The organism is Bacteroidales bacterium (genome assembly GCA_021157585.1).
In the GTDB taxonomy this organism is placed as follows: domain Bacteria; phylum Bacteroidota; class Bacteroidia; order Bacteroidales; family UBA12170; genus UBA12170.
This window is the reverse complement of record JAGGWH010000033.1, coordinates 1-14,566: the sequence shown is the minus strand read 5'-3', so window position 1 is coordinate 14,566 and position 14,566 is coordinate 1. Positions and strand designations below refer to the sequence as shown.

Annotated in this window: 11 protein-coding genes; 5 read left to right on the top strand and 6 right to left on the bottom strand. The window is 31.7% G+C overall.

Annotation, left to right across the window (positions count from 1 at the left end; genetic code table 11):
* From J7K39_01815 to J7K39_01805, 3 genes are all read left to right on the top strand, one after another.
* A partial coding sequence (locus tag J7K39_01815; protein MCD6178616.1) for a glycosyltransferase occupies window positions 1–608 on the top strand: 608 nt, incomplete at its 5' end.
* On the top strand, window positions 593–1,849 hold the full coding sequence (locus J7K39_01810) for an O-antigen ligase family protein (GenBank protein ID MCD6178615.1): 1,257 nt from the start codon (window positions 593–595) through the stop codon (window positions 1,847–1,849). The genes J7K39_01815 and J7K39_01810, both read left to right, overlap by 16 nt.
* A gap of 91 nt (window positions 1,850–1,940) precedes the next feature.
* Window positions 1,941–3,311: an exopolysaccharide biosynthesis polyprenyl glycosylphosphotransferase gene (locus J7K39_01805; protein ID MCD6178614.1), complete on the top strand. Its 1,371-nt coding sequence runs from the start codon at window positions 1,941–1,943 to the stop codon at window positions 3,309–3,311.
* A 2-nt stretch (window positions 3,312–3,313) separates the two neighbouring features.
* On the opposite strand, the gene J7K39_01800 is transcribed toward J7K39_01805, so the two are convergent.
* Together J7K39_01800 and J7K39_01795 are read right to left on the bottom strand one after the other, a co-directional pair.
* On the bottom strand, window positions 3,314–4,729 hold the full coding sequence (locus J7K39_01800) for a sugar transferase (protein ID MCD6178613.1): 1,416 nt from the start codon (window positions 4,727–4,729) through the stop codon (window positions 3,314–3,316).
* 14 nt (window positions 4,730–4,743) lie between these two features.
* Entirely contained in the window at window positions 4,744–5,718 is a 975-nt protein-coding gene (locus tag J7K39_01795; protein ID MCD6178612.1) for a Gfo/Idh/MocA family oxidoreductase, read from the bottom strand.
* A 76-nt stretch (window positions 5,719–5,794) separates the two neighbouring features.
* Between J7K39_01795 and J7K39_01790 the strand changes: the two genes are divergently transcribed.
* Window positions 5,795–6,448, top strand: a complete 654-nt coding sequence (locus J7K39_01790; GenBank protein MCD6178611.1) for a protein-L-isoaspartate(D-aspartate) O-methyltransferase — start codon at window positions 5,795–5,797, stop codon at window positions 6,446–6,448.
* A gap of 38 nt (window positions 6,449–6,486) precedes the next feature.
* Window positions 6,487–7,080, top strand: a complete 594-nt coding sequence (locus tag J7K39_01785) for a tetratricopeptide repeat protein (GenBank protein ID MCD6178610.1) — start codon at window positions 6,487–6,489, stop codon at window positions 7,078–7,080.
* Here the strand turns inward: J7K39_01785 and J7K39_01780 are convergent.
* The 4 genes from J7K39_01780 to J7K39_01765 all read right to left on the bottom strand — a co-directional run bounded on the left by J7K39_01780 (window position 7,077) and on the right by J7K39_01765 (window position 14,489).
* Window positions 7,077–8,348 (bottom strand): M48 family metallopeptidase, encoded by a 1,272-nt coding sequence (locus J7K39_01780; GenBank protein ID MCD6178609.1) that lies wholly within the window; start codon window positions 8,346–8,348, stop codon window positions 7,077–7,079. The genes J7K39_01785 and J7K39_01780 overlap by 4 nt on opposite strands.
* An 89-nt stretch (window positions 8,349–8,437) precedes the next feature.
* On the bottom strand, window positions 8,438–9,184 hold the full coding sequence (gene fabG, locus J7K39_01775; protein ID MCD6178608.1) for a 3-oxoacyl-[acyl-carrier-protein] reductase: 747 nt from the start codon (window positions 9,182–9,184) through the stop codon (window positions 8,438–8,440).
* 110 nt (window positions 9,185–9,294) lie between these two features.
* On the bottom strand, window positions 9,295–10,446 hold the full coding sequence (locus J7K39_01770; protein MCD6178607.1) for a response regulator: 1,152 nt from the start codon (window positions 10,444–10,446) through the stop codon (window positions 9,295–9,297).
* A 2-nt stretch (window positions 10,447–10,448) separates the two neighbouring features.
* The gene (locus J7K39_01765; GenBank protein ID MCD6178606.1) at window positions 10,449–14,489 is read right to left on the bottom strand and encodes a response regulator; all 4,041 of its coding nucleotides are present in this window, start codon (window positions 14,487–14,489) and stop codon (window positions 10,449–10,451) included.
* Window positions 14,490–14,566 lie beyond the last annotated feature (77 nt).

Sequence of the window (14,566 nt, the reverse complement as noted above, 5' to 3'; positions counted from 1 at the left end):
ATGGAATTACTTCTGAATACATTGCTTATGGAGTGCATAATGACCAAAAACAAGATAGCGACTTATTCTATAAACTGAAACTGAAATCAGGGGAATACTCCATGTTAATTGCTCGTATGGAACCCGAGAACAATATTGAAACCATATTGGATGGATTTGAGAAATCATCAGTAAATCAACCATTTATTGTTGTTGGAAATCCAGAAAATAAATTTGGGAAAAAACTTCAAAAAAAATATCAATCCAATAAGAATATTCAGTTTATAGGACCGATTTACAATCTGCCGGCACTGAATTATTTACGTGAGCACGCGCGTCTTTATTTTCACGGGCATAGTGTTGGAGGGACTAACCCTTCTTTACTGGAAGCAATGGCTTCCAAAGCCTGTATTTGCGCACACGACAACCCTTTTAATAGATCTATCCTAGATGAAGAAGCATTCTATTTTCAAACTTCAGCAGATATTACTAAATTGCTAAACGTAGAACTTCCAACAGATTGCGAAAAGAGAAAAGAGAAAAATAGGAAAAAAGTTCTTGAAGAGTTTTCTTGGGATACAATTAATTCAAGTTACGAATCGTTTTTAGAATCATGCTTGCCTTCTTAAAAAAATATAATATTAATGATGCGCTCTTGTTATTGATTTTAATAACATTACCATTAGCCGAGCATTGGAATTCTAAAATACTTCTGCTTACAGCACTAATTGTTATCATCCGCTTGTATAAAGAATTCAAAATTAGCTTTCCTAAGATTTCTTGGCTTTATTTATTATTTTTTCTTTTCTCATGCATCTCCTATTTTTGGTCGGAAGATAAGCTTGAAACTTTTGAATCTATTATTAAACTTTTACCCTTCTTACTTTTTTCGATTGGCTATAAACTTTTTTTTTCTTTTAAAGATATTGACAAAACCGTTCGTATTTCAGCAATAATATTTTTACTATATGGTCTAATTCTTACACTCTTGGCTTATTTTCGTTATCAAGAAACACAAGATACCGAAACCTTCTTCTATCACAAATTAACAGCCCCTCTTGAGGCTAATGCCATCTATATCGCTCTGCTATTTGGGCTCGTCTATATCTTCTTATTGTATACCGTCCTTTTCAAAGAAAGTAAAAGCAAGACTCTTGATATTTCTCTGACAATATTATTATTTGGTTTTCAGCTCTTATTAAGCTCCAAAATGATTTTGAGTATTCTTATTCTGATAAGTCTTTTATTCTTTATCAAATACCTTAAAACATCGGGATTTAGTAAAAAAAAATTAAGTCTCGGTATTCTTTTAGTTATCAGTGCAGTAGCTTTGATAGGAACTAGTACTTTCACAAAAAATAGATTTAAAGAAATACTGAATTATAAACAAATAGAAGATGTTTTTGAAAAAGAATATTTTGGACCGGCACACTATTGGAACGGACTTACTTTACGTCTCTTCCAATTACGTTGTTTTTATGAAATTGAGCATGAAACCAATTTCAACAGCACCTTGGGCACTGGTTTTGGAGCAAGTCAGCCATTTTTAAATCAAAAATACACAGAATACGATTTATACCGTGGGCCCACCGGAAAGGGAGAAAACGATGGTTATTTCGTATACAACTTACACAATCAATACACTCAAATTTTAATTGAGCTAGGAATATTTGGAGGGATTTTGATATTGCTTATGCTTTATTTCTTTGTGCTTTATCCGTTAACAAACAAAAATATCTTACTTTTAGGTGTAGGGCTTTTGTTTATTTCATTTGCCTTAACGGAATCCTATCTTTTTAGGCAAAAAGGTGTTGTCAGTTTTATTTTATTTCCTTTATTGGCTACATACCAGCAGAATAAACAAGACTAATTCAAATATTTTATATTTTTTTATTGGAATAAAATAATCAGTATTTATTTTCGTTATACTTTTGCATATGTAATTATTTCCATAAAAATTTATGAAAACTCGCTACTCAAGTTACTTGCGTCCCTCTACTGTTGTACTCGATCTTCTAGTTTTAAACCTATTGCTTTATCTTTTTATCATTCTGCCTGATGCTATACGAGGTATAGAAGTCGTTAATTTTTTATTAATGATGAATTTAGGCTGGTTTTTATCAGCTAATATTTTAGGAATTTATCATATCTTCAGATTAACAAAATTCACCAGAATTATTAAAGATATTCTTAAACAAATGCTGGTCTTTTCATTTATGGCTTTTGCATTTTTTACTATATACAGAATTAATTTATCGGAGAACCTTGTTGATTATATTTTTCAAATGCTCTTCTTTTTGGCAAACTCAGTTATTCTACTTCGTGCTCTCTCCTACTTTTTCATAAAACGATACCGTATTTTAGGTGGTAACTTTAGAAATGTAGTTATTGTTGGAATGGCAGAAAACGCAAAAAAACTAGCTGATTTTTTTGAAAGCAGAAGAGAATATGGATACAGATTTCAAGGTTTTTTCTCAAATAAAGAAACAGATTTACCTCTTTTAGGAAATATTGATGATATTCCTGCTTTCGCCGAAAAAATTAACCTTCATCAAATCTACTGCAATGTGGGAGAACTAAAAGTAGAAGAGATTAATAAGCTTATTCGTTTTGCAGAAAATAATTTAATTGAAATCAAGTTTATTCCCGATCCTAAGGTAGATTACGGACAAAATCTAGTATTACAATATTACGACTATATTCCGGTCTTCGCCTTACGTGAAATCCCTTTTCAAACCGATATTAAATGGGTAAAACGTGGATTTGATATTGTTTTTTCTTCCTTCGTTATTATCTTTGTTTTAAGTTGGTTGATTCCTATTCTTGGTATTTTTATCAAACTTGAATCTAAGGGGCCTATTATATTTAAACAAAAGCGTAACGGTCTTAATAATGGAGAGTTTGAGGTATATAAATTTCGTTCAATGTACACCAATGGATTTTCGGATAAAAAACAGACAAGTGTTAACGATCAACGCCTGACAAAAGTTGGAAAATTTATTCGACGTACTAGTATTGATGAAATGCCTCAATTTATAAATGTCCTTTTGGGAAGCATGTCGGTTGTTGGACCAAGACCACACCCCATCTTTCTCACCGATCAATATGCCAAAATTATTGACAAATATATGGTTAGACATTTTGTAAAACCGGGAGTTACCGGCTTAGCTCAAATCAAAGGTTTTAGAGGAGAGGTTCAAGATGCAGAACAAATGAGGAACAGAATACGATTAGATAAATTCTATATAGAAAATTGGAGTTTATTACTTGATATTGAAATTGTTATAAAAACTTTTATAAATAGTTTTAAAAGAAATCAGAACGTATATTAGAACTATTTTCCTCGTCCTTGAACTACAATAAGAACTGTCCAAATCATTATCTTAAAATCCATTGCAAGAGACATATTTTCTAAATACAGTATATCATACTGTAAACGTTCTATCATTTCATCTATATTCTCTGCATAGCCAAATTTCACCTGACCCCAACTTGTCATACCGGGCTTAACTTTTTGCATCAGTTTAAAATGAGGAGCACGATCCAGCATTTTATCTATATAAAACTGTCTTTCCGGACGAGGACCAACAATAGACATATCTCCTTTTAAAACGGTAAAAAATTGAGGAATTTCATCAATGCGCAATTTTCTGATAAAACCTCCAAAAGGAGTTGTTCGTGCATCTGACTTACTGGAAAGTTGCGGACCATCGGCTTCTGCATCAACATACATTGAACGAAATTTAATCATTTTAAAACTTTGCCCGCGCTTTCCCACACGCTCCTGCGAATAAATTATAGGTCCCGACGAAGACATCTTAACCCCAATAGCCGTTATGATATAAATAGGACTAAGAATAATTATTGCAAATATTGAAAACGCTATATCAATCAAACGCTTAATACTAAATTGCCAAACAGGCATTAAATCGGGCGATATCTCTATTAATGGAGTTTGAAAAATTCCCGTAGTTTTTACATTTCCAAAAATATAATCGTGAAACAGGGGTATAATTTTAATTACGACATCAAAAAGCTCAAGCTCGGTAATTATTGAAGTTACTAAATCTGTTTCCGATCTTTCAATAGCAATAATTACCTCATCAACAGCATACTCCTCAATAAGTTTCGCTAAATCAGCAATACTTCCAAGATAAGGTAATACAGATGCTATTTTATATTTTTCGTGCTTCTTGGCATTTACAAATCCTACAAAATTATTTCCGGATGAATATTTCTGATTTTCTAGATCATTAAATACTTTAATTGCATTTCCATTTGTTCCTACTAATATAGTATTGAATCCAATCTGCCGAGAATGAATTTTTTTGATAGTTCGATGCGTAATAAGCAAACGTCCGATGTAAGTCAATACAAAATGGCTAAGTAAAAAAACAAAGAATAAGCCTGCTTGATTTCTACTTAAAAGCACTCTATCGTCTATTATCAAGATAAAAAACAGAAGAAAAACACCAAGCAAAGAAATAACTACGGTTTGTTCAAGTTCAATTAGACGTGTTTTACGATAAACTCTTCTATACATTCCGGCCGAAACATATAAGATATTCCAAAAAAACGGATATAAAACAAAGCCAAACCAGAAAGTAGATTCACTGAAGATACTGGAAATATTAGCATATAAATTATTGTCAATCAAGGATTGCCGATAAATAAAGAAGCTAAGCCACACTATCTCCGCCGATAAAATATCGACTATGATATATTTTAATGTCTGTAAGCTCTTATTCATAAACGAGATGGCAATTAAACATTAATCTTATTTAGAATTTTTTGTGCAATATCTAATGCATTATATCCATCAAATAACGAAACTATTGGCTTGTTATTGTTTTTAATAGCTTTCTGAAAACTTCTCAATTCTTCGACTATCGCATTAGTATTATCAATGGATGGCTTAATAAATTTAATCTCTTTATCCGTTTTGCCTTCACCCAGTTCCAAAACCATAGCCATAGAATCAGTTTCAGAGTTTACATCACTCATCTGAACCATTTCAGCCTCTTTTGTAAGAAAATCTATAGCAATATAAGCATTGCGTTGAAAAAATCGTGACTTACGCATATTTTTCATTGAAATACGGCTAGCCGTTAAATTAGCAACACAGCCATTATCAAATTCCAAACGAGCATTTGCAATATCCGGGGTGTCACTAACAACCGCAACTCCACTTGCACTTACTTTTCTAATTTTAGACTTTACAACGTTAAGAATAATGTCAATATCGTGAATCATCAAATCTAAAACTACCGGAACATCAGTACCACGCGGATTAAACTGAGCTAAACGATGTGTTTCTATAAACATAGGTTGATCCAAAAATGGCTGAGCAGCAATAAATGCCGGATTAAAACGCTCTACATGCCCAACTTGAACTTTTACATGCGCTTCATTGGCAATTTCTATTAAACGCTCTGCTTCTTCGGCAGTAGCGGCAACGGGCTTTTCAATAAATACATGCTTTCCACTCTTTAGTGCCTTAACAGCACAATCAAAATGTGATAAAGTTGGAGTAACAATATCTATAACATCAACGGCATCAATTAATTCGTCGATATTTAAAAAGCGTTTTATTTGTTTTTCGGTCTCAACTTCTAAAGCTATAGTTTCGTTAGGATCGTAAAAACCAATAAGTTTATACTCGTTTATTTCTTTTATACAGTTAATATGAATCTTACCAAGATGGCCGGCTCCTAAAACACCAATTTTTAATATAGACATTGTTAATTTTTTTACAAAAGTAATTTTTTTTGACAAGCTTGAATTGTTTATTTTCGCAAAAAAATTAATAGTAAGAATGCTAAACGATACTTATAAACATCGTGGATTACGTAAAAAACTTGTAGAGACAGTCAGAGCCAAAGGAATTAAAGACGAAGCTGTCTTACAAGCTATCAATAATATTCCCAGGCATTTATTTTTAGACTCTTCCTTTTTGGAATTCGCCTATCAAGATCAGGCTTTTCCTATTGGTTCTGGACAAACTATTTCACAACCTTACACAGTTGCTTTTCAAACAGAATTACTTGAAATAAAGGCAGGGGAAACTATTTTAGAAGTTGGCACCGGAAGCGGTTATCAGGCTTGCGTATTTGCTGAGATGGGAGCAAAAGTTTTAAGTATAGAAAGGCAGAAAAGACTCTTTGCAAAAACAAAAAAATTCCTAAAACAATTCAATTATCGTATTAAACTATTTTATGGCGACGGCTATAAAGGTCTTCCGGCATTTGCCCCTTTTGACAAAATAATTGTAACAGCAGGAGCTCCTTTTGTTCCTGAAGAATTACTTAAACAATTAAAAGTCGGAGGTCGCTTAGTAATTCCCGTTGATATAGATAAGAACTTACAGGAAATGACCTGTATCAGACGTGTTAGTGAAAAAGATTATGAAAAACGGCTTCATGGAAAATTCCGCTTTGTTCCAATGTTAGGTAATAAAGCAAACGATTAGACTGATAACTCACACATATTTCTTACCTTTACTTCCTTATGAAAAATATAAAGGTAATTCTATTTAGTTTTATTTTTTTAAGCATTACACTAAGCTGCAATACAAGAAAAGATATTGAATTTGTTGAGCAGGGAAAAGTTCTTTTTCTCGAAGGGAAATATAACGAGGCTATCCCCTATTTTTCTAAGGCTATTAAAAAAAATACAAGAAATGATGAAGCTCATGCTTTTCGTGGGTTTTGTTATTATTCGCTCGAGAATTACTCTCTTGCCTTAATAGATTTTTCAAATGCTTTAGAAAGAAATCCCAATAATGGTACAGCTTTATTTGGAGAAGCCTGTATAAGATGGAATTTAGAAGATTACAATTTGGCTTTTCAAGAATTCAACCATCTTATACATATCAATCCTAATCACGATAAAGCATATTTTTATCGTGCCAGAGCCTATCTTTATAAAGGAGATACAACTAATGCTATAAATGATTTAACAACGGCTATGGAAAAAGATTCTTGCTTTATTGACACCTATTATTTATTAGCATCAGTTATGACGGCTCAAAAGAAATACGATCAAGCCGATAAATACTTAGAGTTTGCTTTAAAGTGCAAGCAAAAAGAAGTTTCTAATTAATCTTTAAATTCAGGAACATTCATTCTATTTATCCTTTGCAGTAAACTAGGGTGCGAATAATAGAAAAAGATATAAAGCGGATGAGGATATACTTTTGATAAGTTATTTGCAGTTAGTTTAATTAATCCATTTCCTAAAGCTTTAGCTAATCCGTATTTCACGGCAAAAGCATCAGCAGCATATTCGTTGGCCCTTGATATTAAATTAGATAAAAGGCCAAAAATTAAGCTTATAGGACTGTAAATTAATCCAAAACCAATAATTCCCAAATAAAAAGAAGAGCTTACCTGTTCGTTATTCCCTGCTACCGCTTGCGCCAGGTTTATAGCAATATCACTATCTTTAGAGATAAAAAAAGAAAGAATAAAAAGCATAATTCCTGTTTGAATAATACTTGATATAATACCAACTATTGTATGCTTCTTTTTATAGTGCCCAATCTCATGCGCTAATACGGCAACTAATTCTTCCTCCTCCAAATCTTTGATTAAAGTATCATAAAGTACAATTCTCTTCTTTGATCCTATCCCACTAAAATATGCATTTGCCTTAGTTGAGCGTTTAGAGCCATCGATAGTATAAATGTTATCCAATTGAAATCCTGCCTTTTTAGAAAAAATTTCAATTGCATTTCTCAAACTTCCTTCTTCCAAAGGTGTTTGCTTATTGAATATAGGAACAATTATTTCAGAGTAAAAAGCGGTAAATAACAAACTTATTAAACTTATTGTGAGCCAAGTTAGCCACCAAAAATTTGAGCCTGATAATTCATAAATAAAAACTACAAGCGATAAGATTCCACCCCCAATAATAATCATTAACAACCAAGCTTTCAGCTTATCAAGCACAAATGTTTTTATAGAAGTTTTATTAAAACCAAATTTTTCTTCTAAATAAAATGTGTGATAAATAGAAACCGGAATCATAAGAATATCCGACACAAATGCTAGCAAACCAAAGAATAACAGATTCTGAACAATATAATGGTTGCTTTGACTACGTACAAAAGAATCAACATAAGCAAATCCGCCAAAATAAAAGAAGGCAAAAACAACTAAAAACTGAACAAGAGAAATAAACATTCCTGATTTCAGCTTTGCCTGCTCATAAGCCTGCGACTTCTCATATTTTTCCTTACTATAGATTTTAGATAAGAATAATGGAAATTTCCTCTGAGGATAAAAATAATTCAATAGAGTTAATCCGGTTTCCAGCAAAAAGTTAAAAACAAGGATAATTATTATAATGTAAAAAAAAGTACTTGTCATTAGCCTGTTATTGTTAATAATGAAAAAGAGAAGCCTGTTAGATAAAAAAATTAACGAACAGGCTTATTTAAAATATATTTTTCTCTGTTTTAAGTACTCATTCCTCCACAAACATTAATAACCTGTCCGGTGACATATGTTGAAAGTTCGGAAGCCAAAAAAGTAGCAACATTTGCAACATCGATAGCCTGTCCGGCACGACGAAGAGGAATAGTTTTTATCCACATTTTTCTAATATCTTCCGGAAGTTTTTCGGTCATTTTAGTTTCAATAAAACCAGGTGCAATAGCATTACAACGAATACTACGTGATCCCAATTCTTGGGCAACAGATTTAGTGAAACCTATTAATCCTGCTTTAGAGGCAGAATAATTTGACTGACCGGCATTTCCATTCACACCAACAACAGAGCTCATATTAATAATAGAACCCGAACGTTGTTTTAACATATATTTCTGAACGGCTTTTGTTAGGTTAAATACCGATTTAAGATTTACTTTAATTACCAAATCCCAATCGGCTTCATCCATTCGCATTAAAAGACTATCGCGTGTTATTCCTGCATTATTTACCAAAATATCAATACTCCCAAATTCCTTGGCAACTTCTGTCACCATTTCTTCCGATTGACTGAAAGAACTGGCATCCGAAGCGTAACCTTTAGCTTTAACACCCATTGCTTCAATTTCTTTAACTAAGGATTCAACATTTTCATCCATAATCAAATCAGAAAAGGCAATATTGGCACCTTCTTCAGCAAATTTCAAACATATAGTTCTACCAATTCCACGAGAGCCACCTGTAACAAGAGCCGTTTTTCCTTCTAATAGTTTCATAAATATTTTCTCTTTAAATTCTTATTTCGGTCAAAGATAAAAAAAATGCTTTAGCTACAAATTCAGATAAATTAGATAGGAACTCATTATATGGTAACAAAACTTAGCTATTAAAATGTTTCTTTTAAGTACAGCCTCACTTTTGCTCCTTTGTCTGCATTATTTTCGACATCTATCCTACCTTCATGCGCCTGAACAATTAACTTTGCTGCCGCAAGGTTTAATCCAAAACCTTCTATATCGTGCTGTTTTTCTCCGGTAAAAGGTTCAAAAGCATACGAAAGTGCTTCGTCGGTAAATCCACAACCATTATCTTGAATTTCACAAACTAAGTATCCGGAATCGTTATAAATACTTAAATCAACTTGTGCTTTATCCTCTGAAAATTTTACTGCATTATCGAGTAAACTAAACAGAACTTTTTCTATCAATACCTGATCTAATTTCAAAACAGATGACTGTGACTGAATGGATTGCCGAAAATTAATTTGTCTTTCGTCTTTCCATTTTTCATTTATTTTTTCTCTCACATTATCGAGCAAATGAATAAAATTGATATTTTTATTTTGAAGTTGATATGTATCAACATTCAATTGAGTTATTAATAAAGACAATTCCGAAAAATTATAAAGTCGTTCGGCTGCTTCAACAGTCATATCAATCAATTCCCTGTTATCACCTTCTATACTTTGCTTCAGTATATCCAAAAAACCAATAATTCCATTTAGAGGAGTTCTTATTTCGTGACTAATTAACCCTAAAAAAGCCGACTTTGCTTTGTCTAAGGTCTCTATTTTTTTATTAGCTTTTTCAAGCTCTGCTGTTCTTTCTTTTACTTTCTCTTCTAATGTATTATTTAGTATTTCGAGTCTTTGCCTATTCTTTTTCAACTCCAAGTGAGTATGCACACGAGCCAGTAATTCATTAGTATTAAATGGTTTAGTTAAATAATCCTGTGCTCCTGCTTCAAAACCTTTTACAATACTTTCTGTGTCATTTTTTGCAGTTAAAAAAATAATTGGCGTTTTTGCTGTTTGCTTCTCTTTCCTCAAAATACGACAAACTTCGTAGCCATCCATTTCCGGCATCATAATATCGAGTAAAATCAAATCAAAATCATTTTCAAGAGCCTGCGCTATAGCTTCTTTTCCGCTTTTAGCATAAGCAATTTGAAAATTTTCTTTTAACAGAATATTACCAAGAACCATCAAATTTTTCGGTAAATCATCTACTATCAACAATTTATAATTTGGATCTTCCATAATTATTTTTTTAAATACTGCTCTAATTCTAAAATTAGATTGGGGAAATTATTGATTGATTTTTCCATTTTCTCAGTATCAAAATTTTCAGTATAAAAAACTAAATTATCTGCATATTTTGATATATAAGAGATTTTATATTTTGTTCCGACTGCTCCTATCTGTTTTGCAAAAAGAAGGATATCATTTACAAACTTCTGTTTTTTTAATTTTTCCTGTACCGGAATCAATTCCTTTAAATCTACTATTGCAATTTGCAGTTTGTTAAGATTTGGCTTACTTGCTTCAAGGGATTCAATTAAATTTTCGGCTTCTTTCTCAACTTGCAACTCTTTATCTAATCTGTCAAAAGGTAAATACTTTGAAACTTCTTGCAATAACACTTCAATATCTAACGGCTTAAGTAAAACAGCATTAAAACCCGAATCAGTATATTTATTTTTATTTTCATCTGATATAGAGGCGGTTAAGGCTATAACAGGAATGTTTTTACTTAATTTATCGGCACGGATTAGTTTTACAGCTTCATAACCATCTAAAACCGGCATTCGTATATCCATTAATATCAGATCGGGTAATAAATTTATTGCTTTTTCTACAGCAACCTGACCATTTCCTGCTTCAATTACAGTTATTTCAGTATCGCTAAACAATTCAATAATTAAGGATCTATTAGTCTGACTGTCGTCTACAACCATTAATTGAGCAGGTTTAAAATGCAATTTATTTGCCACTGTGAATGATGGATCATCGGTTTGCACAACATCTTCTTCAGAAATTTCTACATTATTCAAGTAAATTTGAAACGTACTTCCTTTACCATATTCACTTTTCACTTCTAACTTACCTCCCATAAGTTCAATAAGACGCTTAGAAATCGAAAGTCCTAATCCTGTACCACCGTATTTTCTAACATCCTGCCCCTCTGTTTGATGGAAAGCTTGGAAAATTCGTTCTTGCTGATCTGCTTCTATCCCAATTCCTGTATCGCTTACTTCTATAAGAAGATTAATTTTATTCTCCTTAATTGCATCTGCAATTACTCTAGCACTAAGTCCTATCCTGCCCTTTTCGGTAAACTTAAGTGCATTCCCAATTAAATTAACCAATATCTGACGAAGACGTATTTCGCTCATAATGAGTGAAGGAGGGATTTTCTCATCCATATAAAGCACAAAGTCTAAATCTTTTTCATCACATTTGAGCGCAAAAACCTGTTTAATCTCCTCAAATAGATTAATAAGACTAATAGGTCTGTAATCAATATGAAAATGTCCGGCTTCTATTTTAGATAAATCCAAAATATCATTAATTAATACAAGCAAACTTTTACCGCTACTCCTAATTGAATTTAAATAATACCGCTGTTTCTCATCTTTAACAAGTGACGCTAATAAATCTGTAAACCCAATAATTGCATTCATAGGAGTACGTATTTCGTGACTCATATTTGCCAAAAATTGACTTTTACTTCTACTTGCTCTTTCGGCATTGGCTTCTGCTCTTATTCTTTCGTCAACTTCTTTTTGTAATTGAAGGTTTGAATCTACTATTTCCCTTGTTTTCAGCTCAACCTGCTCTTCCAATAATATATTCTGTTTTCTTACTCTATTTATTCTCAATCGAATAAACGCAATTATCAATATAAGTAAAATAACTGTAATCATTGCTATAAACCACACTCGTTTAATCAGAGGAGTAGCTATTACAAACTGTAATGATGCGGTATTAGGTGTAAAATTCCCTGCTTTATTAGAAGCTTTAATATGAAAAGTATAGCTTCCCGGAGCTAAATTTATATAACTAACAAAGTTATTATTTTTACTATCAACCCAATCTTGGTCAACTCCTTCAAGCTTATAATAATAGTTTACATTATTAGGATTTAAAAACTCCAAAGCCGAAAACTCTATACTAATATTTGACTGTGTAGGCTTTAATAAAATTGGGTTGGCATTTAAAAACGCCTGAAGCTGATCTTTTTCTTCCTGTTTAAATATTGATACGCTATTAATGATAAAATCGGAAAAAATAAGATTAAATCCACATTTATTAGTATGATATGAAGAAGGGTTAAAAGCATTAAACCCACGTTGAGTAGCAAAATATAAATCACCATATTTACCTATTGAAACAGCATTTCTGACAAAAGCATTACTTTTTAAGCCATCCATTTTATCAAAAAGAGCAATAGTATTTGTTGATTGATTCATACTATTTAAACCGGCAGATGTTCCTATCCAAAGATTATCCTCCGAATCCTCAATAAGACTCTGCACATTGTTACTTGCTAAACCATTAGTTTTATCTATTCTCTCAAAATTGAAGTTTATCCTGTTAAACTTATTTAAACCTCCATCGGCTGTTCCAATCCACATTACACCTTTGTAATCCTCGAAAAAGCATTGAATACGATTAGAGCTTAGAGTATTTACTTCTGTTGGATTACTAATGAATCTATTCCTGATATTTGTACTTAGATTTACAACAGAAATTCCAAAAGCACTCGATCCAAACCAAATATTTCTCCTATAGTCTTGAGTTATAGATGTAATTTCTAATGATTCTTCAAGATTGGGAAAAAGTTCTTTATGCTTAAATTCTCTTATTTTTTTCCCGTCTTTGATTGAGACCACAATTACAGTATTACTCAAACCAAGCCAGAGATTATTATCGGCATCTTGGAAAACAAACTTAAGTACGGTTTTATTATTTATAAACTGATAAGCATCTTGCGGTAAAACAGACACTAATTTATTTCTTTTCTCTTGCTTAATTGCAAAACTATTATTCTTATAAATTATCCATAAATATCCGTTTGAATCAATAAATAGATCTTTAATACCATTGTATTCTAACTGATTAGACTCATTATTATAATAGGCATAGGGATAAGCTCCATTATGCAACAAAAAGTGAAATATACCTTCCGATTCAGTTCCTATCCACAATGAATTTGATTTAGTATCGTAATATAGTGAAGTAATTTCAGTAGTAATTAGTCCATTAATCTGTTCAACCAGTTTTGTATTGTTTATTGATTTGGGATTTAAATCGAGTAAAGCTGCTCCCCCATTTTGAGTAGTTACCCACAGATGTCCGGCATTATCCTCATTTATATTTGTAATATAATTTGACGGAATACTATTATCTTGATATTCTTTATATTGAAAAAATTGAAACCCTTTTCTATCATTACGTTTTAAATTCAAACCCTTATTAGTACCCACCCATAATTGTTGATGAGAATCGATAAATAAATCTGTTATCTTATCACCCGAAAGTAAGTTTACGCCCTCAGTATGAGTGTTAAAATGCACAAATTCAAGGTTTTTATCATTAAAACGTTCAAGACCTTCATCTGTACCTATCCAAAGAAAATTATCTTTATCTGAAAGAAGGCAATTTACCTTATTATCAACTAAGGATGAAGAATTATTAGGCTCGCGATAGTATGAAGTAATTGTTCTACTTTGTTTTTCATATTTATAAAAGCCATTATTAGTAGCGATCCATAAATTGTCAGCATTATCTTCACAAACATCATTAATCTTTATTCTATTTTTTTCAGAATTATTTTCTTTCTTAATTTCAACAACAGTTACATTTCCACTAATCTTATTTAAACGCCATAATTTATTTGTATTATTTCCTATCCAAATAAAACCTTCATTATCTTCATATAGCAATGTAATAGGATTACTTTTTGGTGTAATATTAATACCATCAACAGAAGAAAATTCTCTATTAGTATGATTATAGTTTATCAATAAACCACCATATGAACCTAACCAAAAGACTCCTGATTGATCTTGAATAAAAGCGGTAAAATCGACAACAGGATTTTTCTTATTTGGATGATAGACCAATATTGACATTTTAGATCCGTCATAATACGACAAACCATTCTTAGTAGATAACCAAATAAGACCACGTTTATCTTGTAAAGATGAATGAATATTATCGCTGGGTAAACCGGAGCTGGTATTAATTCTAACAAAATAAGGATTACTAATTTGGGCTTTAGTAAAACTTATAGTCATAAATAATATAAAGAAAAAGACAATAGCCTTAAGATATAACCTCCTATACGCGTAATTATTAATAAAGAGCATAATAT

Excerpts from the sequence above, each read along its gene's own strand:
- J7K39_01810 (MCD6178615.1), top strand. The coding sequence starts at position 593 with ATGCTTGCCTTCTTAAAAAAATATAATATTAATGATGCGCTCTTGTTA.
- J7K39_01805 (MCD6178614.1), top strand. The coding sequence starts at position 1,941 with ATGAAAACTCGCTACTCAAGTTACTTGCGTCCCTCTACTGTTGTACTC.
- J7K39_01800 (MCD6178613.1), bottom strand. The coding sequence starts at position 4,729 with ATGAATAAGAGCTTACAGACATTAAAATATATCATAGTCGATATTTTA.
- J7K39_01795 (MCD6178612.1), bottom strand. The coding sequence starts at position 5,718 with ATGTCTATATTAAAAATTGGTGTTTTAGGAGCCGGCCATCTTGGTAAG.
- J7K39_01790 (MCD6178611.1), top strand. The coding sequence starts at position 5,795 with ATGCTAAACGATACTTATAAACATCGTGGATTACGTAAAAAACTTGTA.
- J7K39_01785 (MCD6178610.1), top strand. The coding sequence starts at position 6,487 with ATGAAAAATATAAAGGTAATTCTATTTAGTTTTATTTTTTTAAGCATT.
- J7K39_01780 (MCD6178609.1), bottom strand. The coding sequence starts at position 8,348 with ATGACAAGTACTTTTTTTTACATTATAATAATTATCCTTGTTTTTAAC.
- fabG (MCD6178608.1), bottom strand. The coding sequence starts at position 9,184 with ATGAAACTATTAGAAGGAAAAACGGCTCTTGTTACAGGTGGCTCTCGT.
- J7K39_01770 (MCD6178607.1), bottom strand. The coding sequence starts at position 10,446 with ATGGAAGATCCAAATTATAAATTGTTGATAGTAGATGATTTACCGAAA.
- J7K39_01765 (MCD6178606.1), bottom strand. The coding sequence starts at position 14,489 with ATGACTATAAGTTTTACTAAAGCCCAAATTAGTAATCCTTATTTTGTT.